The sequence below is a fragment of the Gammaproteobacteria bacterium (ex Lamellibrachia satsuma) genome (assembly GCA_019623805.1).
In the GTDB taxonomy this organism is placed as follows: domain Bacteria; phylum Pseudomonadota; class Gammaproteobacteria; order Chromatiales; family Chromatiaceae; genus QGON01.
Genome location: CP053680.1, coordinates 2,323,377 through 2,346,585, shown reverse-complemented (window position 1 = coordinate 2,346,585; position 23,209 = coordinate 2,323,377). Strand labels below are relative to the sequence as shown.

22 protein-coding genes are annotated in these 23,209 nt (G+C 55.6%); 13 read left to right on the top strand and 9 right to left on the bottom strand.

The features are described 5' to 3' along the window. The first annotated feature begins 1 nt into the window (after position 1). From lipB to HPY30_10150, 5 genes are all read left to right on the top strand, one after another. Positions 2 to 646, top strand: coding sequence for a lipoyl(octanoyl) transferase LipB (gene lipB / locus HPY30_10170; protein ID QYZ66327.1), 645 nt, complete (start codon positions 2 to 4; stop codon positions 644 to 646). Next, positions 646 to 1,623, top strand: coding sequence for a lipoyl synthase (gene lipA, locus HPY30_10165; GenBank protein QYZ66326.1), 978 nt, complete (start codon positions 646 to 648; stop codon positions 1,621 to 1,623). Before lipB ends, lipA begins: the two co-directional genes overlap by 1 nt. A gap of 10 nt (positions 1,624 to 1,633) precedes the next feature. Continuing rightward, on the top strand, positions 1,634 to 2,386 hold the full coding sequence (locus HPY30_10160) for a YdcF family protein (GenBank protein QYZ66325.1): 753 nt from the start codon (positions 1,634 to 1,636) through the stop codon (positions 2,384 to 2,386). A 521-nt stretch (positions 2,387 to 2,907) separates the two neighbouring features. Next, positions 2,908 to 3,450, top strand: coding sequence for a PEP-CTERM sorting domain-containing protein (locus HPY30_10155; GenBank protein ID QYZ66324.1), 543 nt, complete (start codon positions 2,908 to 2,910; stop codon positions 3,448 to 3,450). Between the two features lie 234 nt (positions 3,451 to 3,684). Continuing rightward, positions 3,685 to 4,161, top strand: coding sequence for a hypothetical protein (locus HPY30_10150; GenBank protein QYZ66323.1), 477 nt, complete (start codon positions 3,685 to 3,687; stop codon positions 4,159 to 4,161). Positions 4,162 to 4,173: 12 nt separating this feature from the next. Here HPY30_10150 and HPY30_10145 read toward each other — a convergent pair whose 3' ends face one another. The 6 genes from HPY30_10145 to trxA form a co-directional block, all read right to left on the bottom strand. Next, positions 4,174 to 5,220 (bottom strand): HlyC/CorC family transporter, encoded by a 1,047-nt coding sequence (locus HPY30_10145; protein ID QYZ66322.1) that lies wholly within the window; start codon positions 5,218 to 5,220, stop codon positions 4,174 to 4,176. A 68-nt stretch (positions 5,221 to 5,288) separates the two neighbouring features. Then, complete coding sequence (locus tag HPY30_10140) at positions 5,289 to 6,314, bottom strand: peptidase M14 (protein QYZ66321.1); 1,026 nt, start codon at positions 6,312 to 6,314, stop codon at positions 5,289 to 5,291. A 16-nt stretch (positions 6,315 to 6,330) separates the two neighbouring features. Next, positions 6,331 to 7,749, bottom strand: a complete 1,419-nt coding sequence (locus tag HPY30_10135) for a glutamate--cysteine ligase (protein ID QYZ66320.1) — start codon at positions 7,747 to 7,749, stop codon at positions 6,331 to 6,333. A gap of 49 nt (positions 7,750 to 7,798) precedes the next feature. Continuing rightward, the gene (locus tag HPY30_10130) at positions 7,799 to 8,458 is read right to left on the bottom strand and encodes a nucleotidyltransferase family protein (protein QYZ66319.1); all 660 of its coding nucleotides are present in this window, start codon (positions 8,456 to 8,458) and stop codon (positions 7,799 to 7,801) included. 407 nt (positions 8,459 to 8,865) lie between these two features. Next, on the bottom strand, positions 8,866 to 10,125 hold the full coding sequence (rho, locus tag HPY30_10125; protein QYZ66318.1) for a transcription termination factor Rho: 1,260 nt from the start codon (positions 10,123 to 10,125) through the stop codon (positions 8,866 to 8,868). Positions 10,126 to 10,297: 172 nt separating this feature from the next. Next, positions 10,298 to 10,624, bottom strand: coding sequence for a thioredoxin TrxA (gene trxA / locus HPY30_10120; GenBank protein ID QYZ66317.1), 327 nt, complete (start codon positions 10,622 to 10,624; stop codon positions 10,298 to 10,300). 207 nt (positions 10,625 to 10,831) lie between these two features. Here trxA and rhlB point away from each other — a divergent pair, with 207 nt between their 5' ends. Genes rhlB through HPY30_10105 form a run of 3 tightly spaced genes read left to right on the top strand, consistent with a single transcriptional unit; the run spans position 10,832 to position 13,146 of the window. Continuing rightward, positions 10,832 to 12,184, top strand: a complete 1,353-nt coding sequence (gene rhlB, locus HPY30_10115) for an ATP-dependent RNA helicase RhlB (GenBank protein ID QYZ66316.1) — start codon at positions 10,832 to 10,834, stop codon at positions 12,182 to 12,184. Positions 12,185 to 12,189: 5 nt separating this feature from the next. Further along, entirely contained in the window at positions 12,190 to 12,552 is a 363-nt protein-coding gene (locus HPY30_10110; GenBank protein QYZ66315.1) for a YkgJ family cysteine cluster protein, read from the top strand. Further along, a complete protein-coding gene (locus HPY30_10105; GenBank protein ID QYZ66314.1) occupies positions 12,553 to 13,146 on the top strand; it encodes a DUF938 domain-containing protein in 594 nt (197 codons plus the stop codon). Here HPY30_10105 and yrfG read toward each other — a convergent pair. Beyond that, on the bottom strand, positions 13,143 to 13,808 hold the full coding sequence (gene yrfG, locus HPY30_10100; protein QYZ66313.1) for a GMP/IMP nucleotidase: 666 nt from the start codon (positions 13,806 to 13,808) through the stop codon (positions 13,143 to 13,145). The two genes, HPY30_10105 and yrfG, sit on opposite strands and share 4 nt — an antisense overlap. Positions 13,809 to 13,938: 130 nt before the next feature. Here yrfG and nudE point away from each other — a divergent pair, with 130 nt between their 5' ends. The 3 genes from nudE (at position 13,939) to HPY30_10085 (ending at position 16,638) form a co-directional block, all read left to right on the top strand. Further along, positions 13,939 to 14,481, top strand: a complete 543-nt coding sequence (nudE, locus tag HPY30_10095; protein QYZ66312.1) for an ADP compounds hydrolase NudE — start codon at positions 13,939 to 13,941, stop codon at positions 14,479 to 14,481. 177 nt (positions 14,482 to 14,658) lie between these two features. Continuing rightward, positions 14,659 to 15,450, top strand: coding sequence for a 3'(2'),5'-bisphosphate nucleotidase CysQ (gene cysQ / locus HPY30_10090; GenBank protein ID QYZ66311.1), 792 nt, complete (start codon positions 14,659 to 14,661; stop codon positions 15,448 to 15,450). Between the two features lie 150 nt (positions 15,451 to 15,600). Then, positions 15,601 to 16,638 carry a thioredoxin fold domain-containing protein gene (locus tag HPY30_10085; GenBank protein QYZ66310.1) on the top strand — a complete coding sequence of 346 codons (1,038 nt, stop codon included), beginning with the start codon at positions 15,601 to 15,603 and terminating at the stop codon, positions 16,636 to 16,638. Between the two features lie 229 nt (positions 16,639 to 16,867). Here HPY30_10085 and HPY30_10080 read toward each other — a convergent pair whose 3' ends face one another. Further along, positions 16,868 to 17,314 carry a thioredoxin gene (locus tag HPY30_10080; protein QYZ66309.1) on the bottom strand — a complete coding sequence of 149 codons (447 nt, stop codon included), beginning with the start codon at positions 17,312 to 17,314 and terminating at the stop codon, positions 16,868 to 16,870. A gap of 122 nt (positions 17,315 to 17,436) precedes the next feature. On the opposite strand from HPY30_10080, the gene HPY30_10075 reads away from it, so the two are divergent. Further along, positions 17,437 to 18,564, top strand: coding sequence for a sensor domain-containing diguanylate cyclase (locus HPY30_10075; protein QYZ66308.1), 1,128 nt, complete (start codon positions 17,437 to 17,439; stop codon positions 18,562 to 18,564). Positions 18,565 to 18,879: 315 nt separating this feature from the next. Further along, on the top strand, positions 18,880 to 19,599 hold the full coding sequence (locus HPY30_10070; GenBank protein QYZ66307.1) for a hypothetical protein: 720 nt from the start codon (positions 18,880 to 18,882) through the stop codon (positions 19,597 to 19,599). Between the two features lie 88 nt (positions 19,600 to 19,687). Here the strand turns inward: HPY30_10070 and HPY30_10065 are convergent, their stop codons facing one another. Continuing rightward, entirely contained in the window at positions 19,688 to 23,131 is a 3,444-nt protein-coding gene (locus HPY30_10065) for an AsmA family protein (protein ID QYZ66306.1), read from the bottom strand. Positions 23,132 to 23,209 lie beyond the last annotated feature (78 nt).

The window sequence follows — 23,209 nt, the reverse complement described above, 5'->3', positions numbered from 1 at the left end:
TGTGAGCAAATCCCTCCTGATCCGCCAACTTGGCCTGCAGCCCTACGAAACCACCTGGCAGGCCATGAAGGACTACACCGACAGCCGGGATGCAAAAAGCCGCGATGAACTCTGGTTACTGCAACACCCGCCGGTATTCACCCTCGGCCAGGCCGGCAAACCGGAGCACCTGCTTCGCCCCGGCACCATCCCCATCATCAAAAGCGACCGTGGAGGGCAGGTTACCTATCACGCCCCCGGTCAGTTGATCGCCTACCTGATGCTCGATCTGCGGCGCGCCAAGATCGGGGTACGTGCCTTGGTATCACTGCTGGAACAGGGCGTTATCGATCTGCTGGCCACCCAGGGGATAGATGCTGCCGCCCGCTCAGATGCCCCCGGTGTCTACGTCGATGACAGCAAGATCGCCGCCCTTGGCCTGAGGGTAAGGCACGGCTGCAGCTTTCATGGGCTCAGTCTCAACGTGGATATGGATCTGGAGCCGTTCAGCCGCATCAACCCCTGCGGCCACCCCGGCCTGACGGTAACTCAACTGGCAGACTTGAACGGGACCACCGACATCCCCACCCTTGGCCGGGATTTGGCGAAACATCTGGCGTCAGGTTTAGGTTACACTGCGGATTTTTACGAACCAACACAATCCTGATGAGAGACCAGAAAGGGTACCAGCCCCCCTCCCGCTCTAAACCCGACAGCCACCAACGCGGCGAGGCAAAGCTCGCCCGCATTCCCGTCAAGGTGGAATCGCGGGACGAACTGCTGCGCAAACCGAAATGGATCCGCGCCAAAGCGCCGCTGGGCCGACAAGTCAGCAGGATCCGCCGTATCCTGCGGGAACGGGGCCTGAGCTCGGTCTGCGAGGAGGCGGCCTGCCCCAACCTGGGGGAGTGCTTCGAACACGGTACAGCCACCTTCATGATCATGGGGGACATCTGCACCCGGCGCTGTCCCTTTTGCGATGTGGCCCACGGCAAACCTCAGCCGTTGAACACCGATGAACCGGACCAACTGGCAGAGGCGATCGAAGCCATGGCCCTGAAGTATGTGGTCATCACCTCAGTGGACCGGGACGACCTGCGTGATGGCGGTGCAGGACACTACCGCGACTGCATAAAAGCGGTACGCGCGCGGATGCCTGAAACCCGTATCGAGGTGCTGGTGCCGGACTTCCGTGGGCGCATGGGAGTCGCGCTGGAGAGACTGACCCAGGTCCCGCCGGACGTCTTCAACCACAACCTGGAGACCGTTCCCCGCCTCTACCGCCAGGCCCGCCCCGGCGCCGATTACGCCGGATCCCTGAAACTGCTGCAGGCATTCAGGACTGCCTCTCCCGAGGTACCGACAAAATCCGGCATCATGCTCGGTCTGGGGGAGAAACCCGGTGAAGTGGAAGCCGTCATGCAGGATCTGCGCGACCACGGCTGCGAGATGCTGACCCTGGGACAATACCTGCAGCCCAGCCGGGACCATCTGCCGGTGGAGCGTTACGTCACCCCTGAAGAGTTCGATGAACTTCGTAAGACTGGAGAGGCCATGGGATTCACCAATGTCGCCAGCGGCCCGCTGGTGCGCTCCTCCTACCATGCGGACCTGCAAGCCGCCAACCCATTGCTGAACAGATAGCGGCACAACTATGGACGTAGTCACCACCAAGGCCATCGAACACCTGCTGCTGCCACCGGGCGGGCCGATATTACTCGGCTTTATCGGCCTGCTCTTCTGGCGCCTCGGCTGGGGCCGCAAACTGTTCGTGCTTGCCCTGCTCCTGCAGTGGCTGTTGAGTCTGCCGATCACTGCCAGCCTGCTCACAGCGGGACTGGAGAGCTATCCTGCACTGACCGACAAAGCGATCGCCAACAGCGGTGCAGAGGCGATCGTGGTACTTGGTGGCGGCCGCTATCTCGATGCGCCGGAGTATGGCGGCGACACCGCCAATCAGCGGGTACTCTTCCGCCTGCGCTACGCGGCCCGGCTCGCCCATAAAACCGGCCTGCCGGTGATCCCCAGTGGCGGCAATGCAGTCTACTCCGGCACTGCTGAAGCCAGGATTTCCGCCGAGATCCTGCGCGACGAGTTCGGCGTCACCGTGGAACATATCGAACCCCGCAGCCATACCACTTGGGAGAACGCCCGCTTCACCGCCCAGTTGCTCAAGAAGCTCGGCATCAAACGCATCCTGCTGGTGACCACGGCCTCACACATGCCCCGCTCAATGGATGCCTTTGCACGCAACGGCATCGATGCCATTGCCGCCCCCACCGGTTTCGTCTACAAACCGGACGGCAAAACCTCCTGGCTTAACGGCCTACCCAATGGCCGTGCAGTCCGGCAAACTGAAATGGCAATGCATGAGTATGTGGGCATGATCTGGTATCGGTTCAAATAGCCATTTCCCGCCATACCCCCCCTTTCACCAAAAGCACCTGCTTTTCCCTTCTCCCCTACCTGTCGGCTTTCCTTACACCCCTGCCAGCAACATAGAAAACCTAATAACGAACTGTTTTTGCTAATTAAAATGGGTAGTTAGCCCCATACCCCACCCATAAACACATTAATAAAGCACGATAGAATGAACAACAATCCTAATTCATGTCGGGCTTTCTTACACATTAATCACCCGGCCAATCCATCCCATATGGGCAGTAACCGCTGAAACAAAACCCACGCATTTTATTCCTGCTTCTTCGCGCAATAACAAACACCCTCTCATTAAGAAATTCTTCCCGGAAAAACAGGCATTTGTGACGCAGCTCACATTTTCACGCGATTGTTTTTTCCGTAACAAAAAGGCTAAACGCTCCACCAACAGGACCTTAATTACTGAATCAAAGAGAAAAAATCCTCTATGGCACGAAAATAGCGGGTTAATAAGCAGCGTAATCAAAACAACATACGGAGGACGCGCTTATGAAACGTTTACTAATTGGCATAATTGCTTTAGCGGGAATCGGCTTCAGCGGCTTGATCAATGCTACCCCCTGCAATCTTGGCGGGATCACCCCAGCTGCTGACTGCGCCAATGGCGATGGTGGTGCCGCAAGCGCCGACAAACTGAACGACGGGCTGTTTTTTGGCTTCGATGACTGGGCAGAGCTGGACAAGGTGGAGCCTGGTGACCCTGTCGATACCACCTACTGGAGTGGAGACTTCACCGGCCTGGACGGCGATTTTTCCCTGGTCGCCAACATCTGGAATGACTATGAGGATCTGATCGCTGTCCTGAAGGATGGTGCCACTGGCCCAAACAACGACAGAACCATCAAATGGTCTGCCTATCTCCTGGAGGACGGTGTGCTTAATTACGATTGGAACTACGATGGTTCATACCATGAAATTTCCAACATCATGCTCTTTGGCCGCGGCGGCGTAGGAGCACCGGAACCTGCAACGCTTGCATTGATGGGTATTGCGCTGGCAGGACTTTCATTTGCACGACGTCGAAAAGTCTGAACTGAAAAATCTGAAACAACCTGGCCCTACGAAATTTGTGGGGCCTTCTCTTTTATCTCAGAGAGATACTGAGAATTTCTTTTTCACGAATCCCTGCAATTCGCCCTCACTGCGCACTTTGTTAACTCAATTTTCGGAGTTCAACCATCCTGAAAAGATGATGTGCAGCGTTAAATTCATTTGGTAGGGTGTCACATTTAGAGAGGCCATCACCCCAATTCAAGAGGATCTGTAATGAAAATCACCGTTCCAGTCATCTTCTGGCCCACAGCAGCCGCATTCATAACAACCTTGGCAATTACCGGCTGTTCCGGTTCACAGGAGGACGTGCGTGTAACATTCTGCAAGGACCTCTCCTCTTCACTGCTCTATTCACAAGGGGATGTCATCTGGAGCGAGGGAGAGCACAAATTCAAACGACCTGAATATGCAGTGGTAAATATCCAGACTGAATCTGCAGATGGGCTGACAAAGTCAGCATGTTACTACAAATACGATGCGGTCGAAGATAACGCCATGGGACTCAGCGACCCCTTCTCATCTTATGCGACTCTACCCTACGAGGTGACCCTGAACGGAGAGACTGTGCGCCCTTCAGCGTTGAAAAATGCCATCAATGCTGTGGTAACCATGCAGAGCGATGGGGTTGTTCAAGATGTCAAAAAGCAAGCTGAAGAGACGGCCAGGCAATTGAAGAATAGTCTGAATTAAAGCATTCAGGGATTAAGTAATATCCAGCCCCATCGCTTTTGCACGCCGCTTCCAGAGCTGGCGTGCGAGTTTGCGCATATCGATATTCTTGTCCCCTTCATCGACGATCTCCATTCCAAGCAGGGTTTCTAGAATATCCTCAAGGGTGAGAACGCCCTCCATGCCACCATATTCATCCACAATCAACAGAATATGCGCACGCCGGTCGAGCAACTTATCAAAGGCATGGAGCAGCGATGTCGAATCGGGCAGTACCGGCAGTTCGCGGCAATAGTTGGCCAACCTGTTTTCGGAATTCCCCCTGGCTCGGGCCAACAACAAATCACTACGCAGGACAAAACCGCTAATATGCTCCCGATCTCTCTCATATAGGGGGATACGGGAAAATCGAACGCTGTCATGCTTCAGAAAAAAATCCTCTACGCTCATCGTTTCATCTAAAGCAAACACCACAGAGCGTGGCGTCATCACATCCGTTGCCTGCATATCCCGGAACAGAAACAGATTCTTCAGTATCAACGACTCCTTCTCTCCCAGCTGTCCCTCTTCGGCCCCAAGGTCAGCCATGACAGCGAACTCTTCACGGCTGAATCCCCGCAGGGTGGGTTCGGTGGCTATTCTTCCGGTCAACCACTCCGCCATCTTGACGAACGGGTAGAGTATGAATATCAGATATTTAAGCGCATGGGCGGTCAGCGGCGCCAATTGCCGCCAGTAATGGGCACCAAGTGTCTTGGGCACGATCTCGGAAAACACCAGAATCAACAACGTCAAAACTGCGGAGGCCACACCCACATAGGCATTGCCAAACACCACAGCCGCCTGGGCGCCCGCCCCGGCAGCGCCAATGGTATGTGCAGTTGTGTTCAGTGTCAGGATCGCCGCCAAAGGCGTGTTGATATCCTCCTTGAGTCTGCGCAGCATAGTACCGGAAGCTTTGCCCTCCTGCTCCAGCAGCGCAATATAGGGCGTGGTGACACTGAGAATCACCGCCTCTGCAACCGAACAGAAAAAGGAGAATCCCAGGGCGATAGAGATATAGATAACAAGCAGTAGCATCTCAGTAGTCTCTCCAGAAGGGCGGCTGCCCAGGTTACAGCCACCTTTAAGTCTTTATAACCTTATTTTCAATCCCGCTCATGCAGATGAGTGTCGTAACGCTCCATGAGATAACAGAGGCAATCCTGACGCACCACCGCTCTATTGGTGGTCAGCATGGAGGGCATCACCGGGGTGCGCAGTCGCAACTCCCCCTCCTCCACGACAAAGAAGCGTGCCGTCACATCCTCGCCGCGCTCATCCCGCACATCCAGAATCGGCCGGCGATCAACAAGCACCCGACCCAGACTGGTACCCCGGGGCAGCTCCCGGAAGTTCATGTGGTCGAGGTCCGGTGCAAAAAGGATATCTGCCTCCCAATCGCCAAAACTGAAACTCAGTGTCTCCGGCACCTTTACCTGAGCCACGGTATGGAAGAGATCGATATCCTGAGCGGCAACAGGATGGAGCGGAAGCTCCGACAGATGCAGACAGGCATCGAGATACTCCAGCGCATGATCCACTCCCCTGGCCTGTCCAACCTTACCGCACTCCAGCGTGACTGCGGGGCAGATCCCCGCCAGCGCCATCGACTGCACCCCTTTGGGTCGCAGGAAGTAGACCACGGTGCGGCCAAACAGATTGGCGAGATGGAGAAAACTGGCATCCAGCCGGTTGACGCACGCGTAGTGGGGATTGAGGCCCGTGTTGTTGTGCACATCGACGCTGGCAAACGGCTTGAGTCTGGCGATGGTCTCAGTCACCTGGCGCATCATAGTGTGCTCCGGCGTGCCATCTGTCTCGCTGCCGGGCCAGACCCGATTGTAGTCCGGCTGTCCCGGTAGTCGACGCAATCCCAGGGCCGCGGCGGAAACATTGCCGATAAAGAGGGAGATCGCGCGCGGTAGATCCCTGCCCCCTTCATAGCGTTTGAGCAGTCTGCGAACCGCCTCCCAACCCACCGTCTCGTTGCCGTGCATCAGCACAGAGAGGAAAAGAGGCGCCGGGCGTTTTCCCGGCAGATGAATCAGTGTCGGGCCGACAAGCACCGTTTCAAGCTGGTCCGCTGGAAGTTCAAGCAGCCCTTCTGGAATAGAGGTCAGTTCCTGCAACATCCCGACATTGTACCCGTTAAAGCCCCCATTCATGCACCGGCAGACCGCTCTCCTGCCGTTCAAGATAGGCCAGGCTCAGTGCCGCCATATCGTAACCATGGCGCGCCACCCAGGCACGTTGCCAGGCTGCCCCATTCATCTTCGTCCTGACTCTGGCCTCTATGATACCCAGCCAGTGATCAATCTCGGCCCGATCCACTCTGAGCAGCGCAAGCCCACGGCGGGCCTTGGGCAGCAACTGATGCAGAATCAGTTGATCAATAGACAATTGCTTCCGGTCAAGCCAGTGCACTTCCGCCTCCAGACCCAGACGGGCCGCCGCATAAAAATTACTGCGCGCCTGAATAAATCCCAGAAGATTCTCCAGCATCTCATCATTTTCAATCAATTCACTTATCATACCGAAGTAGAAAGCGGCATTGGCGATGGTGTCCTGCACGCTGGGTCCAGCCGGCACTACCCGGTGCTCAATACGCAGATGGGGGCCACCGGTTTTATCGAAGGCGATCAATGGGCGGTTCCAGCGCCAGATGGTGCCGTTGTGCAACCGCAGATGTGCAAGTTGCTCAACCGGCTCATCCATCAGCCGGGGCAGCAGTACCGGATAACGATCAAGGTTGGCGCTGAAGTTCTCCATCATCGACTCCCGCACATAACGGACGCCGAAGCTGACGCGCTTGGTCAGGTCTGAAGCCCCGACTGCGATCGCCTGTTCAAAAAGGGGTATGCGGGTTTCATCCCAGAGATCATAACCAAAGAGATAGGGGGAATTGGCGGTTGCCGCCACCATCGGGGCCGAGACTATCTTTGAAAGGTTATAGGCGCGGACAGCTTTGGCCGGGTCGACCTGCAGATGTATCTGAAACGAGGTAGTGGCGGACTCAAGCATGACATCGTCATGACTCAACTTCAGTCTGTCCCGACCCTCGATAGCCAATTCAACCGGCCGCCCTTCGCGTAACCTGAAGACCTGCTCATTGAGCGCCCGGTAGCGATTGAGGGGAGACATATTGGCCAGGGTCAGGTGCGACTGGCACAGACTGGGTAGAATTCCGATCATCCCAAGCCGCGTTTCAAGCGAGGCGGCAGTCTGGTTGCACACAGTCCAAAGCTGCCCCAACTCATCTGCCATGCGGGTAAAGACACTGCCTTCCAGATGGAGAGGTGTACTGTTGAGTTCCAGGTTGAAAGTGGCCAGTTCGGAGACCACCAGGGGATTATTCAAGCGCTGCAGGAGCACCTGATTCAGTGGCGCCGGTTCCGCATCGGGTCCGATCAGCCAGGCCTCCAGCTCAAAACCACCGGTCGGCGGCTCCTGGACAAAACGTCCCTCTTTGAACCAGCCCGCCAGCAGGCTTGTCTCTGCTTCCAGCCGCGCATGAAACTCAGCGAAGTCATCGGGGCCAAAGTGGCTTGATGAGATCTCCTGTCCCATATCCCTAGGGAACCTCTTGATAAGTCATGATTGTTCAGCGGTTTTCTGATTATCCAGACAAGGATTGCTCCAGCGCCGCCAACCGCTGCGGGGTACCCACATCGGACCAGCGCCCCAAAAAAGCCTCACCACTCACTTCTCCTGCCGCCATTGCGCTGCGCAACAAGGGTCCCAGAGGAAAGGCACCGGAATCACATCCGGCAAACAGTGCCGGAGCGTAGAGTCCGATACCGCTAAAGGTCAAACGCCCACTGCCGGCATCCACCAACGCATCACCCTCCAGCGAGAAATCCCCCGCCGGATGGTGCGATGGGTTCGGCACCATCACCAAGTGGGCCAGTCGGCCGGGGGGCAGAACCAGTCCCACAAAATCGATTTCGCACCAGACATCACCGTTCACCACCAGAAAAGGGGCCTCTCCCAATAAGGGTAGCGCACGAAAGATGCCTCCGCCGGTTTCCAGCGCAGGAGACTCGGGTGAGTAGTGGATTGTGACGCCCCAGCGGGAGCCGTCACCCAGTGCCACTTCGATCTGTTTTCCCAGGTGTGCGTGATTGATGACCAGTTCCCGGATACCTGCTCCCGCAAGCGCTTCGATGTGATATTCGATAAGTGGTTTGCCAGCCACCGGCAGCAACGGCTTGGGAGTGTGGTCGGTCAGGGGGCGCATACGCTCACCCCGACCGGCGGCCAGGATCATGGCTTTCATGGGGGCACCGGACTCGGATGGAGGGGTTGTCGGGAAGATGCTAGCGGAATTTTGGGGAAGGGGCTACTTGCTATTAAAGGTGACAGGTGACAGGTGACAGGTGACAGGTGACAGGTGACAGGTGACAGGTGACAGGTGACAGGTGACAGGTGACAGGTGACAGGTGACAGGTGACAGGTGACAGGTGACAGGTGACAGGTGACAGGTGACAGGTGACAGGTGACAGGTGACAGGTGACAGGTGACAGCAAAATTATGGCCGGTGTGTTTACAGCGTCAAGTCAATTCGTCAACTTTTTTCACTCCGCAGCCTAAAAGAGTGGCCCCCTCCCCTCAGGGGAGGGACGGGGAGGGGAATTGAGCAGTCCTGTAACCTGAAACCTGAAACCTGAAACCTGATACCTTTATCTACCTTTTCATCGAACTAAAAAACTCTTCATTCGTCTTGGTGGCCTTGAGCTTGTCGTAGAGAAACTCCATGGCAGCCAGCTCATCCATGGGGTGGAGGATCTTGCGCAGTATCCACATCTTCTGCAACTCGTCAGATTTCATCAGCAGCTCTTCACGGCGGGTGCCCGAGCGGTTGATATTAATCGACGGGAAGATGCGCTTCTCGGCGATGCGGCGATCCAGGTGAACCTCCATGTTGCCGGTACCCTTGAACTCTTCGTAGATCACATCATCCATGCGCGAACCGGTCTCGACCAGGGCGGTGGCGAGAATGGTCAGGGACCCTCCCTCCTCCACGTTACGCGCAGCGCCGAAGAAACGTTTCGGACGGTGCAGGGCATTGGCGTCCACACCACCGGTCAACACCTTGCCGGAAGAGGGAATCACAGTATTGTAGGCGCGGGCCAGACGGGTAATGGAGTCTAGAAGTATCACCACATCCTTCTTGTGTTCAACCAGGCGCTTGGCCTTGGCGATCACCATCTCGGCAACCTGTACGTGGCGGGTGGCCGGTTCGTCGAAGGTGGAGGAGATCACCTCGGCTCGGCTTACCGAGCGGGCCATCTCGGTCACCTCTTCAGGACGCTCATCGATGAGCAGTATGATGAGATGGCACTCTGGATGATTGTGGGCAATGGACTGGGCGATGTTTTGCAGCATCATCGTCTTACCGGCCTTGGGCGGGGAGACAATCAGGCCACGCTGCCCCTTACCGATCGGAGCACAAAGTTCGATGGTGCGGGCAGTGATATCCTCGGTACTGCCGTTACCCTGTTCGAGAGTAAACTTCTGATTGGCGAACAACGGTGTGAAGTTTTCAAACAGAATCTTGTTCTTTGCGTTCTCCGGCTTGTCGAAGTTGATCTCGGCAACCTTGAGCAGAGCAAAGTAGCGCTCACCATCCTTCGGCGGACGAATCTTACCGGAGATGGTGTCACCGGTACGCAGGCTGAAACGACGGATCTGGCTCGGGGAGACATAGATGTCATCAGGTCCGGCCAGATAGGAGCTGTCTGCGGAACGCAGAAACCCAAAACCATCCTGCAGAATCTCCAGCACCCCGTCACCATAGATATCCTCGCCCTTCTTCGCATGGGCCTTGAGGATGGCAAAGATCAGATCCTGTTTACGGGTGCGAGACATACCCTCGATTTTCATTTCTCGCGCCAGACTGGCCAGTTCAGGGACCGGCATCTTTTTGAGTTCAGTAAGATTCATAATGGTTTTTTGGGGTGTTGTTTATTCAGATAGGATAGGGGGAAAGGAAAATCGCACCCGCCTGGCAGGTGCATCAAATCGTTTGAAAACTGGAATCAGGCTTGAAAGGGCTGCATTCAGAGACGCGTTTTGATATTTATCAGAGTGTAGCAGACGCGCCGGGGACAGCCAGTTACAGATTGCTGTCGATGAAGGCAATCAGCTGGGATTTGGAAACTGCGCCCACCTTGGTTGCCTCTACCTGACCGTCCTTGAACAGCATCAGGGTGGGAATACCCCGGATGCCATAACGAGGTGGTGTATTTGGATTGTCATCGATATTCAGCTTGGCCACGGTCAGCCGATCACTGTACTCACCGGCGATATCATCAAGCACCGGCGCGATCATCTTGCAGGGACCACACCATTCGGCCCAATAGTCGATCAGTACCGGCTTGTCTGCCTGAAGCACGTCTGATTCGAATGAATCATCCGTTACATGAACAATCTGCTCACTCATTCTGGGAGTCTCTCCAATTATTTCTGCGGAAAATACACCGGCTCATGCAGAATTGCATCGGTGTCTCAAGCTATGGATCCAAACGCCGCTTGGTTCTTGTTTCGGCTGCAAATAGAGTGCTGCCCACGGCACAAAGCCCTATTTGATCGAAAAATTGTCTCTATTACAAGTCCCAAGAGCAAAAAAAATAATGTATCCTAGCCCGCCATGAGCGAAAAACACCTGACAGACACAAGATTTGACTCTTTCGATCTGGCCCCTGGAGTTCAACAGGGCATAGCGGAAGCCGGATTCACCTACTGTACTCCGATCCAGGCAGAGGCCCTGCCCATCGCCCTCACCGGGCAGGATCTTGCGGGGCAGGCCCAGACCGGCACCGGTAAAACAGCTGCCTTTCTGGTTGCGACCCTGCAGCATCTGACCATCCACCCAGCCGATGAGTCGCGTCGGGCCAATCAGCCCCGGGCATTGATGGTTGCGCCTACCCGCGAACTGGCAGTGCAGATCCATAACGATGCGGTGACCCTGACCAAACACACAAATTTCACCTCGGCGGTGGTCTTCGGCGGCACCGGTTATGAAGAGCAACGCAGGCAACTGCAAGAGGGTGTCGACATCCTCATCGGCACTCCCGGCCGGCTCATCGACTATCTCAAGCAGGGTGTTTACGATCTAAGGGCAATCCAGGTCATCGTGCTCGACGAGGCGGACCGCATGTTCGACCTCGGCTTCATCAAGGACATCCGCTTCATGCTGCGGCGCTGCCCCAAGCCGGAAAAACGTCTGGGGATGCTCTTCTCCGCCACCCTCTCCTACCGGGTGAAGGAACTGGCTTACGAGCACATGAACAACCCGCAGAACGTGGAGGTGGAACCGGAACAGGTGACTGCCGAGAATGTGCGCGAGGTCTGTTACATGACCGCCAACGAGGAGAAGATCCCGCTGCTGATCGGGCTGCTGCGCAGCCTGGAGAATGCCCGCACCATCGTCTTCATCAATACAAAGCGCACCGCCGACAAGGTCTGGGGTTTTCTTCAGGGCAACGGTATCGAGACGGCTGTACTCTCCGGCGATGTGCCACAGAGGAAACGTCTCAGCCTGTTGAAAAAGTTTCAGAACGGCGAGGTCTCGGTCCTGGTGGCCACCGATGTAGCCGCCAGGGGTCTGCACATCAGCGACGTCTCCCACGTGGTCAACTTCGACCTGCCAGAGGATGCAGAGGACTATGTCCACCGTATCGGCCGCACCGCCCGGGCCGGCGCCAGTGGCGATGCCGTCAGCTTCGCCTGCGAGACTCACGCCTTCTCCCTGCCTGACATCGAGACCTACGTAGGTCACCGCATCCCCCTGGAATCGGTCGATCAGGCTCTACTGGCGGAGATCGATCCAAAAAGCCGCATCTATCCTGAAAAGGGCAGCCGAAATCAGCGTCATCAGAAAGATGGCCGCAAGAGCCACGGTAAGGGCCATCACCACAGGGGCCGCAAAAGACCGGACGGCTCAGGCAAACCACACCACCGGCGCCGCTCCAAGCCATCTGAGGGTGGTGGAACACAGTAGCTGAAATGGACGGTAAATGCGGCCGCTGCACAAACACCAAATGCTGCACCTACATCACAGAGGCCTTGGGGGTCGCCCCCCGCGCGAAGACCGATTTTGAACATCTATTGTGGCAGGTCTCCCACCAGGGCGTAGAGATCTACAAGGATGAGGATGGCTGGTTCCTGATCTTTCAGGGGCGCTGCGAACACATCCAGCCCAATGGCGGCTGCGGCATCTACGACGAACGTCCGCAGATCTGCCGCGATTACGAAAACGACTGGTGTGAATTCGACGCTCCCGCCGAAGAGGGGTTCGAACTCTACTTCCGCAACTATGCTGAACTGCTGGGCTACTGCAAGAAACGATTCAAGACCTGGGGCAGATAGATGAAACCCTACGCGGAATCCTGCGATCAGAACAGGGAGCCCATCCTGGCCGTTATCGAACCCCTCTTCGGTGGCTGCTTAAGCGTACTGGAGATCGGCAGCGGCACCGGCCAGCACGCCGTTTTCTTTGCCCGTAAAATGCCCCACCTGACATGGCACACCAGCGACCAGGCAATCCATCACGAGGGCATCCACCTCTGGCTAGACGAAGCCGGTCTGCCCAACACCCGTCACCCTCTGCTGCTCAATGTGGGCCAGCCCGACTGGCCCTCACTGCAGGTCGACGCAGTCTTCTCCGCCAACACGGCCCACATCATGCACTGGCACGAGGTGGAGGCACTGTTCTCCGGGGTTGCTGAGCTGCTACCTGAAAATGGTCTGTTTGCACTCTACGGCCCCTTCAACTACAACGGCAGCTATTCCAGCAAAAGCAATGCCAGCTTCGACGACTGGCTCAAGGGGCGCGATCCGGAGAGCGGCATCCGGGATTTCGAGGCCCTCGACACCCTCGCACACAAAGGGGGAATGGTATTGCTCAATGACTATGAAATGCCGGCCAACAACCGGATACTCTGCTGGATAAAAAGCGGTTAGCGGCAGTATAACCCCTGTATCACTTCCGAGAAGTCATGAATCGCCGGAAAATGGCCCGCCTCCCGCAAGGGTCCTTTTGAGTCCGCCGCCACCACTGCCAACAGCCACTTGATGCCGTAGTTTTCTGCCGACTGAAGCACCGGGAAGCTATCGTCCACGAACAGGGTCCGCTCCCTGTCGAAGGGCTCCACCTTCTGCAGCTTGCCCCAGAACGCTGGATCCTCTTTCGGCAACCCCAAATCGTGAGCGCAGATGATCCGGTCAAAAAATCCCGCCAGATGGGTACGGTCCATCTTCAATGCCAGCGCCTTCTGATGGGCATTGGTCACCAGCACCCGGCGCTTACCGGCGCACATCAGTTGATCCAGGAAGTCGATCACATGGGGGTGGACGGCGATCAGATGGTCCACTTCAGCCTTCAACAGTGCGATGTCCAGCCCCAGCTCCCGGCTCCAGTGATCGACGCAGTACCACTCCAGCGTGCCCTCCATGTCTTTATAACGCCCCAGCAACTCCGCTTTTGACTCATCCAGAGAGAGTCCCCGCGCTTCGGCATAACGTTGCGGCACATACTCCATCCAGAAGTGGTTGTCGAAATGCAGATCCAGTAGGGTACCGTCCATGTCGAGCAAAACGGTATCGATTTGGTTCCAGTCGATCATCGGTGTGATGTGTCCTCAATGATTAAAATGCGGCCAGACGAGTTTTTCCGGGAGTGCCGTGCTGACATCGATTCGCCCCACGTTCAGTGATTCCGGTAAGATGGCAGCCTAAACAGACTGTCGAAGCAATATGCCGCAAAAACCAAAAATTCTGAAGCAGAAAATTGCAGCCCAATCCCGGATCTTCCGGGTCGAGGCACTCGACCTGGAGTTTTCCAACGGCGAGTTACGCAACTATGAACGACTGCTCGGCGGTAGTCGCGGCTCGGTGATGATAGTACCCATGTTGGATGACGAAACCGTACTGCTGATTCGTGAATATGCCGCCGGCAGCCACGACTACCAACTCGGCCTGCCCAAGGGCCGTATCGAGGAGGGGGAGGATCCGCTACAGGCCGCCGACCGTGAAATCCGCGAGGAGGTCGGCTACGGCGCCAATCGACTGGAACTGCTGCGTACGGTAAGCATTGCCCCGGCCTATATCCAGCACTTTACCCACATCATCCTGGCCCGGGATCTCTTCCCCGACAAACAGGAGGGTGACGAACCTGAACCCATCGAAGTCGTTCCCTGGAAACTTTCGGCCTGGCATGAACTGCTGGCACAACCCGACTTCACCGAGTCACGCTCCATTGCCGCCATCAGCCTGACACGCAAACAGTTTGGCTATTGATTTAACTCAAGTTTCGGAGTTCAAATCATCCTGAGAGATGAGGGCAATGTTTAATTCAATACATGGACATCTGGTAGGGTGCGCCGCGCGCACCGGAATAAGCAGTTACAGCAATTATGGTGCGCGCGGTGCATCCTGCGTTCTGCTTCGTCCAGAATAAATCAGAGGCCACTTAACATGTCCCTGCCTATTCCAGTCCAGACCCTGCTCGACCTTGCCAAACAAGCGGGCGATGCCATTCTGACTATCTACAATTCTGGGTTCAGCGTCACCGAAAAGACCGACCACACGCCACTCACCGAGGCAGATCTCGCCGCGCACCGGGTCATCGTCACGGCGCTCAAAGAGCTGACACCGGAGATCCCGGTACTCTCGGAGGAGTCACAGGCGATTCCTTTCGAGACCCGGCAAAAATGGTCGCGCTACTGGCTGGTCGACCCCCTTGACGGCACCAAAGAGTTCATCAAACGCAATGAGGAGTTCAGCGTCAACATTGCACTCATCGAACAACAGCGGCCGGTTGCCGGAGTGATCTATGCACCGATGCTCGACGTTGCCTACTACAGCACTGGCGACGGCAAGGCCTGGCGTATCCGGCAACAGCTATCCCCTGAAAATATTCATGTGACCCGGCAGTGCAGGCACCCGCCAATCATCGCCGGCAGTCGCTCTCACGCTGGCCCACAGTTGCAGGCATTTCTGCAACGAATCGGGGACCACAAACTGATCCCGATGGGCAGCTCCCTGAAATCCTGCCTGGTTGCAGAAGGCAGGGCCGATCTCTATGCCCGTCTCGGCCCCACCTCCGAGTGGGATACCGCCGCAGCCCAGGCAATTGTCGAGGCGGCTGGCGGACGCATCACCGATACCCACATGAGACCGCTTTTGTACAACACCAAACCTTCGCTATTGAATCCCCACTTTTTTGTCTTCGGCGATCTTTCGGAAGAATGGTCGGCCTATCTGTAGTGCGGTTAACCGCCATACGGATTAGACCAGCGCTGTACTTTTCCGCCGATACCATATAATTCAGTCAACGATAGCGACCTATCAAATAACAACTACCCGTTGCAGGCTCCGGGCTCCATCGTCGTCATAACCAGCGAAGGGCCAACATTTATGAGAACCTTCATCCAGCGCTTGCTGAGCAGCATCGTCATCCCGTTGCTCTGCCTGCAATCCACGCTCCTCTGGGCGGGCGCACAGGAGAACGATGTCTTCGAATTCGATGACTTCCCTCTTGAGGAGCCGATGGATCACCCTGACTGGTTCAAACACAGCTTTCTCGATCTGCAGGAGGATCTGCAGGAGGCCATCGAGCAGGACAAACAGGGCATCATCGTCTATTTCGGGCAACGGCGTTGCGCCTACTGCAAGATGCTGATGCAGGTTAACTTTGGCCTCTCTGACATCACCACCTATACCCGCAGCCACTTCGACATCATCCCCATCGATATCTGGGGCGTCGACGAGCTCACTGACCTCAAAGGTGTGACACTCTCTGAACGGGAATATGCGATCAGGGAGAACACCAACTTCACACCCTCCCTCATTTTCTACGGCCGGGAGGGCGATGAAGCATTGCGCCTTCGAGGGTACTACCCCCCCTACAAATTCCGCGCCGCCCTGGAATATGTTGCGGATGGCCACTACCGCAAGGAGTCTTTTCCCGACTATCTTGCAAGGGGTGACGAAGGGCAGGTTTTCGAGCCTGGGGATCTGAATGAAGAGGATTACTTCATCCCGCCGCCCCACAACCTTGATCGCACCCGATTCAAAGGCGAACGTCCATTGGTGGTCTTTTTCGAGCAGGGAGAGTGTCATGCCTGTGATGTTCTGCACGGTCAACCTCTACGGGATCCCGCCATCAACAAACTGTTCCGTAAATTCGACAACGTTCAGCTGGACATCTATTCTGAATCACCAGTCATCACTCCGGATGGACGGCAGACAACCGCAAAAGCCTGGGCACAAGACCTGGGGCTTTTCTACACCCCATCGCTGATCTTTTTCGATGAAGGGGGGAAAGAGATCATGCGGGTCGATTCCGTGGTTCGCTTCTATCGCCTGCGAAATGTCATCAACTACATCACCAGTCGGGGTTATCTCAGCCAACCCAGTTACCAGGATTGGCGTATTGAAAACCTGAGTAATTAGCGTCTGTAGGAGACCGCACACTGCCAAACCACGAATTCGCGCCGAGGCGGCGCTCCTACAGAAACCCGGAGTTTTTCTCAAGTTCCTGAGTTCATTGCGAATGTGACGAACGTAGGATGTGCTGTGCGCACCAGAACAAGCAAGCATAGCGCGTGTGGCGCACCCTACCAGATGAATTAAACGCTACCCTCCTTCTTTTCAGGATGGTTTGAACGCAGAAACATGAGTTTTATGTATTACAGAACTGCTTCAGATAATCCTCGTAGTCAGCCTGCTGACGATGCAACTTGTCGCTTTGACTCGCCTTATATCCGGCACGCAGGCGCTTTTCGACCTTTTCCAGCTTCTTCCGCTTTGCCCAGCAACGTTTCTCTTCACTGCGCTTGCGGCGGGGTTTCGTGGCTTTTGAGCGGCGTTTGGACGCCTTTTTCTGTTTTGTTCTTTGCAGCCTGAGGGCCGGTTTGGCGGGACTCAGGCCTGCACTCCGGTTCACTATGCGGGTCCGTTGCTGCTCACCCGAAACACAAGGGATCTGCTGAAACGTCACATCCCCCTCTGGCTGTTGACATCGATAGACCGTCACACCACCGCGGGAGGCAGCGAGAAGCTGTCCCACCGAACCTGCAAGAGTGAGCCCCAAGAGGACGCCAAAAACTGTTTTTCTGAATAAGTTCACTATCCAACCTCCCTGTCAGATCCACTTACTCAATCATAAAGGGAATAATATTCCCATTCAAGTTTTTCCGGGAACTGCCGATAGGCACTTAATCACTTGGGGAGAAAAACAGAAACGTCACCATGAGGAGTCTGGAACAGGAAAATCGGATGCTGCGCCAGCGACTGCTGGAACTGGGACGCGAGGCCCTGCACAACGAAAACACCTTCAAACGCTTTCACCAAAGAGAGCTGGAACTGCTCTCGGCCAACTCCCTGCCGGAACTGCTGAACAGCATGACCGATGGCCTGCAGGACTCCTTTCAGGTAAAAGCGATCCAGCTGATTATCGAAGATCAAGAGCACGATATCCGCCGCCTGCTCTATAATACGGGCATCCCGGAAGATGCCTTTCCTCTGGTTCGCTTTGTCGACCAGATCGATTCGGTCAACAGAGAGTATGCCACGCTGCAACGCCCCCGGTTAGGCCCCTTCCTCAGTCCCGACCATGATTCGCTCTTCTCTTCGAGAAGCGAGTTGCGCAGTATCGCGATATTACCGATATTCTGTCGCAACCGACTGATCGGCAGCCTAAACCTCGGCAGTACCGACAGCAAAAGGTTCACGCGCCACCATGGCAGTGATTTTCTGCACAGGCTGGCAGCGATCGGCGGCGTCTGCCTGGAAAATGCGGTAAACCGGGAGCGGTTGATCATCAGCGGCCTCACCGATGCGCTGACCGGGATGCACAACCGCCGCTATCTCGACCGGCGGCTCAAGGAGGAACTGGCCAGGGCCAACCGCTATCGCCAGCCCATGAGCTGCCTGTTTATCGACGCGGATCACTTCAAACAGGTCAACGACGGCCACGGTCACCAGGCGGGCGACACCGTATTACGGGAGTTGGCCAGCCGTATTCGTTCCCAACTGCGCGCCAGTGACGTGGCCACCCGCTACGGCGGAGAAGAGTTCACCCTGCTGCTGCCGCAAACCTCCCTCGACGAGGCCAAACTGCTGGCTGAACGCATTCGCCTGGAGATCTCAAACCACCCCATCACCCTTGATAGCGGTGAACAGATACCGCTCACCGTCTCCATCGGTATCAGTGAGGCCCTGCCAACGCTGGGCAAGGCATCACTGGAACAGGTCGGAGAACATCTGCTTGCCACTGCAGATGAAGCCGTTTATCGAGCCAAAAACAACGGCAGAAACCGGGTGGAGCACTGTCGCGAAGACGTCCGCCAACAACTGCCGGTAGATGAGGTCAGTTAGGGATAATCGGATTAATTTGTGTTCCTCCGGAAACCCATATCTAAGGAAACTCTGATCAATTGGATTATTGTCATCTCGACCGTAGGGAGAGATCTCAAACTACAGGGCACATAGCAGGTTTCGTGGTATGAGATTTCTCACTACGTTCGAGTAGTGCTACACGGATGTAGCGTTTACGAACCTAAGGATGGAAATGACAGTTGATCAGAGACTCCCTAACCGCAAAGAACGCGAAGAGCACGCTCCCTTTCTCTCCACGCAACAGGGTCTAAACTTACTTATTATGAGGTACCCTCCACTGAGTAAGCGCAACCTATGAACGTGCCCCCAAAAAACCTGGTCGAGCGTTTTTTTAACGAAATCAAAAACCGACCGCTGTTGGCCACCCTGATGGTGCTTGGCTCGCTGTTGATCGGTTTGAGCCAATTCACCACCGCCACGCAAAACCTGGTCAACCAGGCCAAAACCCTTCTGTTCACTCCCGAGTACCGGCTGGTGGCGACCGTGCCGGACGCCAACCTGCTGCTGCGCTGGAACTCACTGACTCAAAGCTGGCAGCATCCGAGGAAAGACATCTGGTTCGAGACGGAGATGAGGCTTCCTCTCTCCCTCAGAAACACAGGCGACAGGGTGGCCGGCATTGAGGGACTGAAGCTGTTGTCCCAGGGCGAGGGTCAGTCCATCACCTGGGAAGCGGTCTGGGTCGCACAGGATTTCGAGTGGGAACGCTGGGCCTCGATCGAACCCCAGATCCAGAAACAGCGGGATCGTCTGACTCCGATCATGCTCGAACCGGGCCAACCGTCACTGCTGGAAGATATCGACTTTGTGCCACTGGACTTTGCCGATGAACTAACCGCCGGTCGCTACACCGCCCAATTGCAGGCACGCGTGACCGGGACAGAAGGCTGGACCGAGCTGCTGCGTTTCTCCTTCACCATCCCGGAGGATTTTATCTTGGCTTCCGGCCGCGTCTCGCACTATCAGTACTGGCAACGTTTTACTGTAGAGGAGACAGCTGCATCGGCCCAATAGGGTGACCCCAGACAGTCAACCCACATTGAGATGCGAGTGGAGAATATACTCTCCTGTCTAATCAAATCTGAGTTTTATCCACAGCCCTTCATTCAAAGTCCAGCAAAGGAGAGATTACTTGAGGTTTCTCCTCACCCTTTGACTCATCCTTCTGCTTTTGTTCCAGGCCCAGAATCTTTTCCAATGGACTGAATACCTTTTTGATAGTCCGATCAAAACGATCCAGCTGATTAGTCAGGTCGGCCTCAACTTCTCCAGTCAAGCCACCCACTCCCTGCTTCGCTTTGGCCGCAACCTCCGTTTGACGGACAGCCGCCAGGCAGGGGTTCTCTTCACTCACACCGACATCACCGAAGGCAAGCAGTAGATAGGCAGGGTTGGCGACACCCGCAGCCACACCGGCAATAGTTTTCAATGTTCCCAGTTTTGTTGGTTTGATGGACGGGGCATGCAACCTGCCCTCCAGTTTCACCGGGTTGGTGAGTGAAACCAGAGTCAGTTCTTTTGGTCGGGGATTGAGGATCATATGGAGAGTCTCATCACGCAGATCAATCTCCCCAGCACCCGCAATAGTCAACTTCGCGGTATCGATCAACATGCTGCGGCTGTATCCAACCCCCTTGTTGAAATCGAGCCGGTCAACCAGACAGTTGAGATCAATCACCGGTTCATCTTTGAGTCCCATTTGAGGTAACAGGGTTCCCACAAAGTCTTTAAGTTTGAAGGGCAGATCCTGATTTTTTATACGCCCCTTACCACCAACCAGCACCAGGTGGCCATCCAACCCTGCCGCCACCTCACGCAGACTCCATCCCGACCCGGAAATATCCATCGCGAAATCGGCACTACCATCCACATCCTGTGTAACATCCAGCCTTTCCAACAGAACACCATAGTCAAACTCGCTGACTTTTAGTTGCAGAGCCAATTGCGGCGGTGTTGTAGCTGCATTGGCGCTTGCAGTGACATTTAAGCTACCTCCGCTATCCAGTTTTAAAACGACGGGGTTTAGGTGCAGTTCACCTGCACTGAGATCGACGGATGCATGCAGGCTACCCACTGGGGCGTTGCGATGTACCAGTTTTGGCAACTTCAGCTTCAGATTCATGTCGAAGTGAGTCAACAAAGAGAGCGGCAGCGAAAGCCCCGAAAACAGCCAATCGCTTTCCGACAAATCTTCCTGAGGTTGTGTCTCTCCCGCAAAAAATGGCTGTAGATCTGCAAGATCAATGACCTCGGCGCGTAACTCTCCCCGTATATCAGGCCTGTCGCCCTGCAATCCGATCTGCAGATCCCCGACTATCCTGCTCTTGCCGGCTTCTGCCCGGAGTTTGGAAAACACCACCCGCTCCTTCGAGGCCATCGCTTCACCTTCAAGCCGATAGGCCGGGGTTTCCGGCAGTGCCACTCCCATCAGCTTCGACAGTGTTTGCAACGAAGGGCAGTGGATCGAAAAAGACTGGGGCCCTTTGAGCTTGCCGGAGGCTCCGTCCAGATGCAGTGACAGCGCTCCTTCCGTTTTCCCCAAGGTGAGTTTTGTTGAAACCGGCAGAGAAGGTTTTCCCTGCACCAGCGTAGTCAATTCTGGGCCTGTCACCTGTAAATTGAAGGATTCACTCCGCAACCCGCCTTCGGCATTCAGCGTCACGTTTTTTCCATTCAGAGAAGCGAATTGCAAACGGCTGATTGCAAAATCCAAGGGAGTCGAACCGTCCGCCTTTCCAAAAACGATATGTCCCGCCGACGTTTCAACCCGAAGCTCCCCCTGCGCCAACAACTCTCCCAGGGTTCCACCGTTACCGGCAAAGCGCAGCTGGATCTGTTGCAGATCTCCGCCCAGGTTCTCATCCATCCCCAACCGGGAGGCGATTTTTTCAAGTGCAACGGGGCCACTGGTCAGATCAGCGGTCAGCCTCTCACCGTTTTTCATCTGCAGACCACCCCGGAGAGGCACACCGTCCAGGCGCAGCTGCAATCCCCCAATCCCGACTGTATTGCCATCAATCTTCAGATGCCCTTTGAGCTTTTGAAGTGGCAGATCCAGACCAGCGACCTGCTTGACCGAGAGCTTCAGATCCAGCGCCAACGACTCAGGCCAGGGCACCTCCAACGGCATGTCGAGCAGGCCTTTCTGAGGCGCCTTTTTCTCCCCGGCTTGCGCTTTTTGTGGTTTCGGCTTCGAGCTGATAAATGGCGCAAGATCGAGCCGTCTCGCCTGTAGACCGCCCTGAATGCGGGCGGCCACCTGATCCAGATGCAGGGTCAACGCCCCGGAGATATCACTGCCGCCAAACTTGGCGTTAATCCCTGTAAACGCCACTTGTGCCCCCTCCGCAAACACCTGGCCCTCAATTTGGAAGGCACCAGTCTTCGGCACTTTTCCCTTCAGCAACGGCAGATGCGACAACTCTTTGCCTTCAAGCCTGATAGTCAGGTTGGTGACCGTTTTGCCGCCCGGAATTATCGCCCCTGTCACCGTCAATCGATCACTGTCCGTCTGCGCCCCGGCCTCCAGTGGCCAGTTTGCCGCGTCAGCAAAAGTCTGTTGACTCTCTCCCAGAGAGAACTGCAGTCTGGTTTCACGCTGTTCGAGCAGACCGTCCAAGTCAACTTCGACCCGGCCACCTGCAACCTTCACACTGCCATCGGCAACAGTGAACTCATCGAAACCATAGAGGTTACGAAGCCAACCCTTCAAGTCGAGGAAGTGCAACCCCGACCCGGTCAAACGACTCGCACCCTGCAGGTCGGCAGAGGCGCCTTCCGGCAGGTAAGCGCCAATCAAGCGCGACAGTTCATCACTCGAGTTGGCAGTCACTTTCCATGTCACCTGCTCACCTTTCAGCTCGGCATGAAGCGCGTTCTGTTCAGTCTTCAAATCGAGACGGGTATTTGAGATACCTGCCGCAGTGATCAAACCGCTGAAACGCCCGAACAGATCTACCGAGTGATAATCAAACCCGGCGGTGGCCTGCAATTCCCCTGTTGCTGAGAGGCTGGCTTCGACGCGCTTCACCTGCACGATCTTGGGCATGGCTCCACCACTCTGGTATCCCAGCCGCAACTCCACCAGCTGCAGTTTCTCTATCACCGGCAGCTGCATTTCACTGGGAACATCGGAGGTTTCCGCCGCCTTTCCGGCGGCAAATACCCAGTTACCACCCTGTTTCTCAGCGGACTCCAGCATCAGGTCGCCACCCTGAAGCAGCAGTCGCTTGACCACCAGCTCACCATTCAACAATGGCAGCAGTGACAGTTGCAGCTCCAGCCTCTTCAGTTTCAGCAGATTAGCCCTGGATGCCCAGGCAGGATTGGCAATGAAGATATCTTCAGCCACCAGGGTGGGATGAAGGGATAGACCCAGTGCAAGTTCACCATTCAGGCTGACCTCACGCCCAAGGGTTTCACTGAGTCTGGCAGCAAGGAAGTCACGATTGGCATTCAGCCAGTAAGCGGCCGTCAGCATCAAACCCAAAACCAACAACAAAAGGATGGCCGCCACACCGACAGGCCAACGCCATACTCTTTTCATCTCAGTCATGTTTAAGACTGACACACTGCGCGGAAACATTTATATATTGTGTGATATATCTCATACGCCAATAATAGC

Excerpts from the sequence above, each read along its gene's own strand:
- HPY30_10085 (QYZ66310.1), top strand. The coding sequence starts at position 15,601 with ATGAGAACCTTCATCCAGCGCTTGCTGAGCAGCATCGTCATCCCGTTG.
- HPY30_10065 (QYZ66306.1), bottom strand. The coding sequence starts at position 23,131 with ATGAAAAGAGTATGGCGTTGGCCTGTCGGTGTGGCGGCCATCCTTTTG.
- nudE (QYZ66312.1), top strand. The coding sequence starts at position 13,939 with ATGCCGCAAAAACCAAAAATTCTGAAGCAGAAAATTGCAGCCCAATCC.
- HPY30_10155 (QYZ66324.1), top strand. The coding sequence starts at position 2,908 with ATGAAACGTTTACTAATTGGCATAATTGCTTTAGCGGGAATCGGCTTC.
- HPY30_10140 (QYZ66321.1), bottom strand. The coding sequence starts at position 6,314 with ATGTTGCAGGAACTGACCTCTATTCCAGAAGGGCTGCTTGAACTTCCA.
- HPY30_10160 (QYZ66325.1), top strand. The coding sequence starts at position 1,634 with ATGGACGTAGTCACCACCAAGGCCATCGAACACCTGCTGCTGCCACCG.
- HPY30_10105 (QYZ66314.1), top strand. The coding sequence starts at position 12,553 with ATGAAACCCTACGCGGAATCCTGCGATCAGAACAGGGAGCCCATCCTG.
- HPY30_10135 (QYZ66320.1), bottom strand. The coding sequence starts at position 7,749 with ATGGGACAGGAGATCTCATCAAGCCACTTTGGCCCCGATGACTTCGCT.
- rhlB (QYZ66316.1), top strand. The coding sequence starts at position 10,832 with ATGAGCGAAAAACACCTGACAGACACAAGATTTGACTCTTTCGATCTG.
- HPY30_10110 (QYZ66315.1), top strand. The coding sequence starts at position 12,190 with ATGGACGGTAAATGCGGCCGCTGCACAAACACCAAATGCTGCACCTAC.
- HPY30_10150 (QYZ66323.1), top strand. The coding sequence starts at position 3,685 with ATGAAAATCACCGTTCCAGTCATCTTCTGGCCCACAGCAGCCGCATTC.
- HPY30_10075 (QYZ66308.1), top strand. The coding sequence starts at position 17,437 with ATGAGGAGTCTGGAACAGGAAAATCGGATGCTGCGCCAGCGACTGCTG.
- trxA (QYZ66317.1), bottom strand. The coding sequence starts at position 10,624 with ATGAGTGAGCAGATTGTTCATGTAACGGATGATTCATTCGAATCAGAC.
- rho (QYZ66318.1), bottom strand. The coding sequence starts at position 10,125 with ATGAATCTTACTGAACTCAAAAAGATGCCGGTCCCTGAACTGGCCAGT.
- cysQ (QYZ66311.1), top strand. The coding sequence starts at position 14,659 with ATGTCCCTGCCTATTCCAGTCCAGACCCTGCTCGACCTTGCCAAACAA.
- HPY30_10070 (QYZ66307.1), top strand. The coding sequence starts at position 18,880 with ATGAACGTGCCCCCAAAAAACCTGGTCGAGCGTTTTTTTAACGAAATC.
- HPY30_10145 (QYZ66322.1), bottom strand. The coding sequence starts at position 5,220 with ATGCTACTGCTTGTTATCTATATCTCTATCGCCCTGGGATTCTCCTTT.
- lipA (QYZ66326.1), top strand. The coding sequence starts at position 646 with ATGAGAGACCAGAAAGGGTACCAGCCCCCCTCCCGCTCTAAACCCGAC.
- HPY30_10130 (QYZ66319.1), bottom strand. The coding sequence starts at position 8,458 with ATGAAAGCCATGATCCTGGCCGCCGGTCGGGGTGAGCGTATGCGCCCC.
- yrfG (QYZ66313.1), bottom strand. The coding sequence starts at position 13,808 with ATGATCGACTGGAACCAAATCGATACCGTTTTGCTCGACATGGACGGT.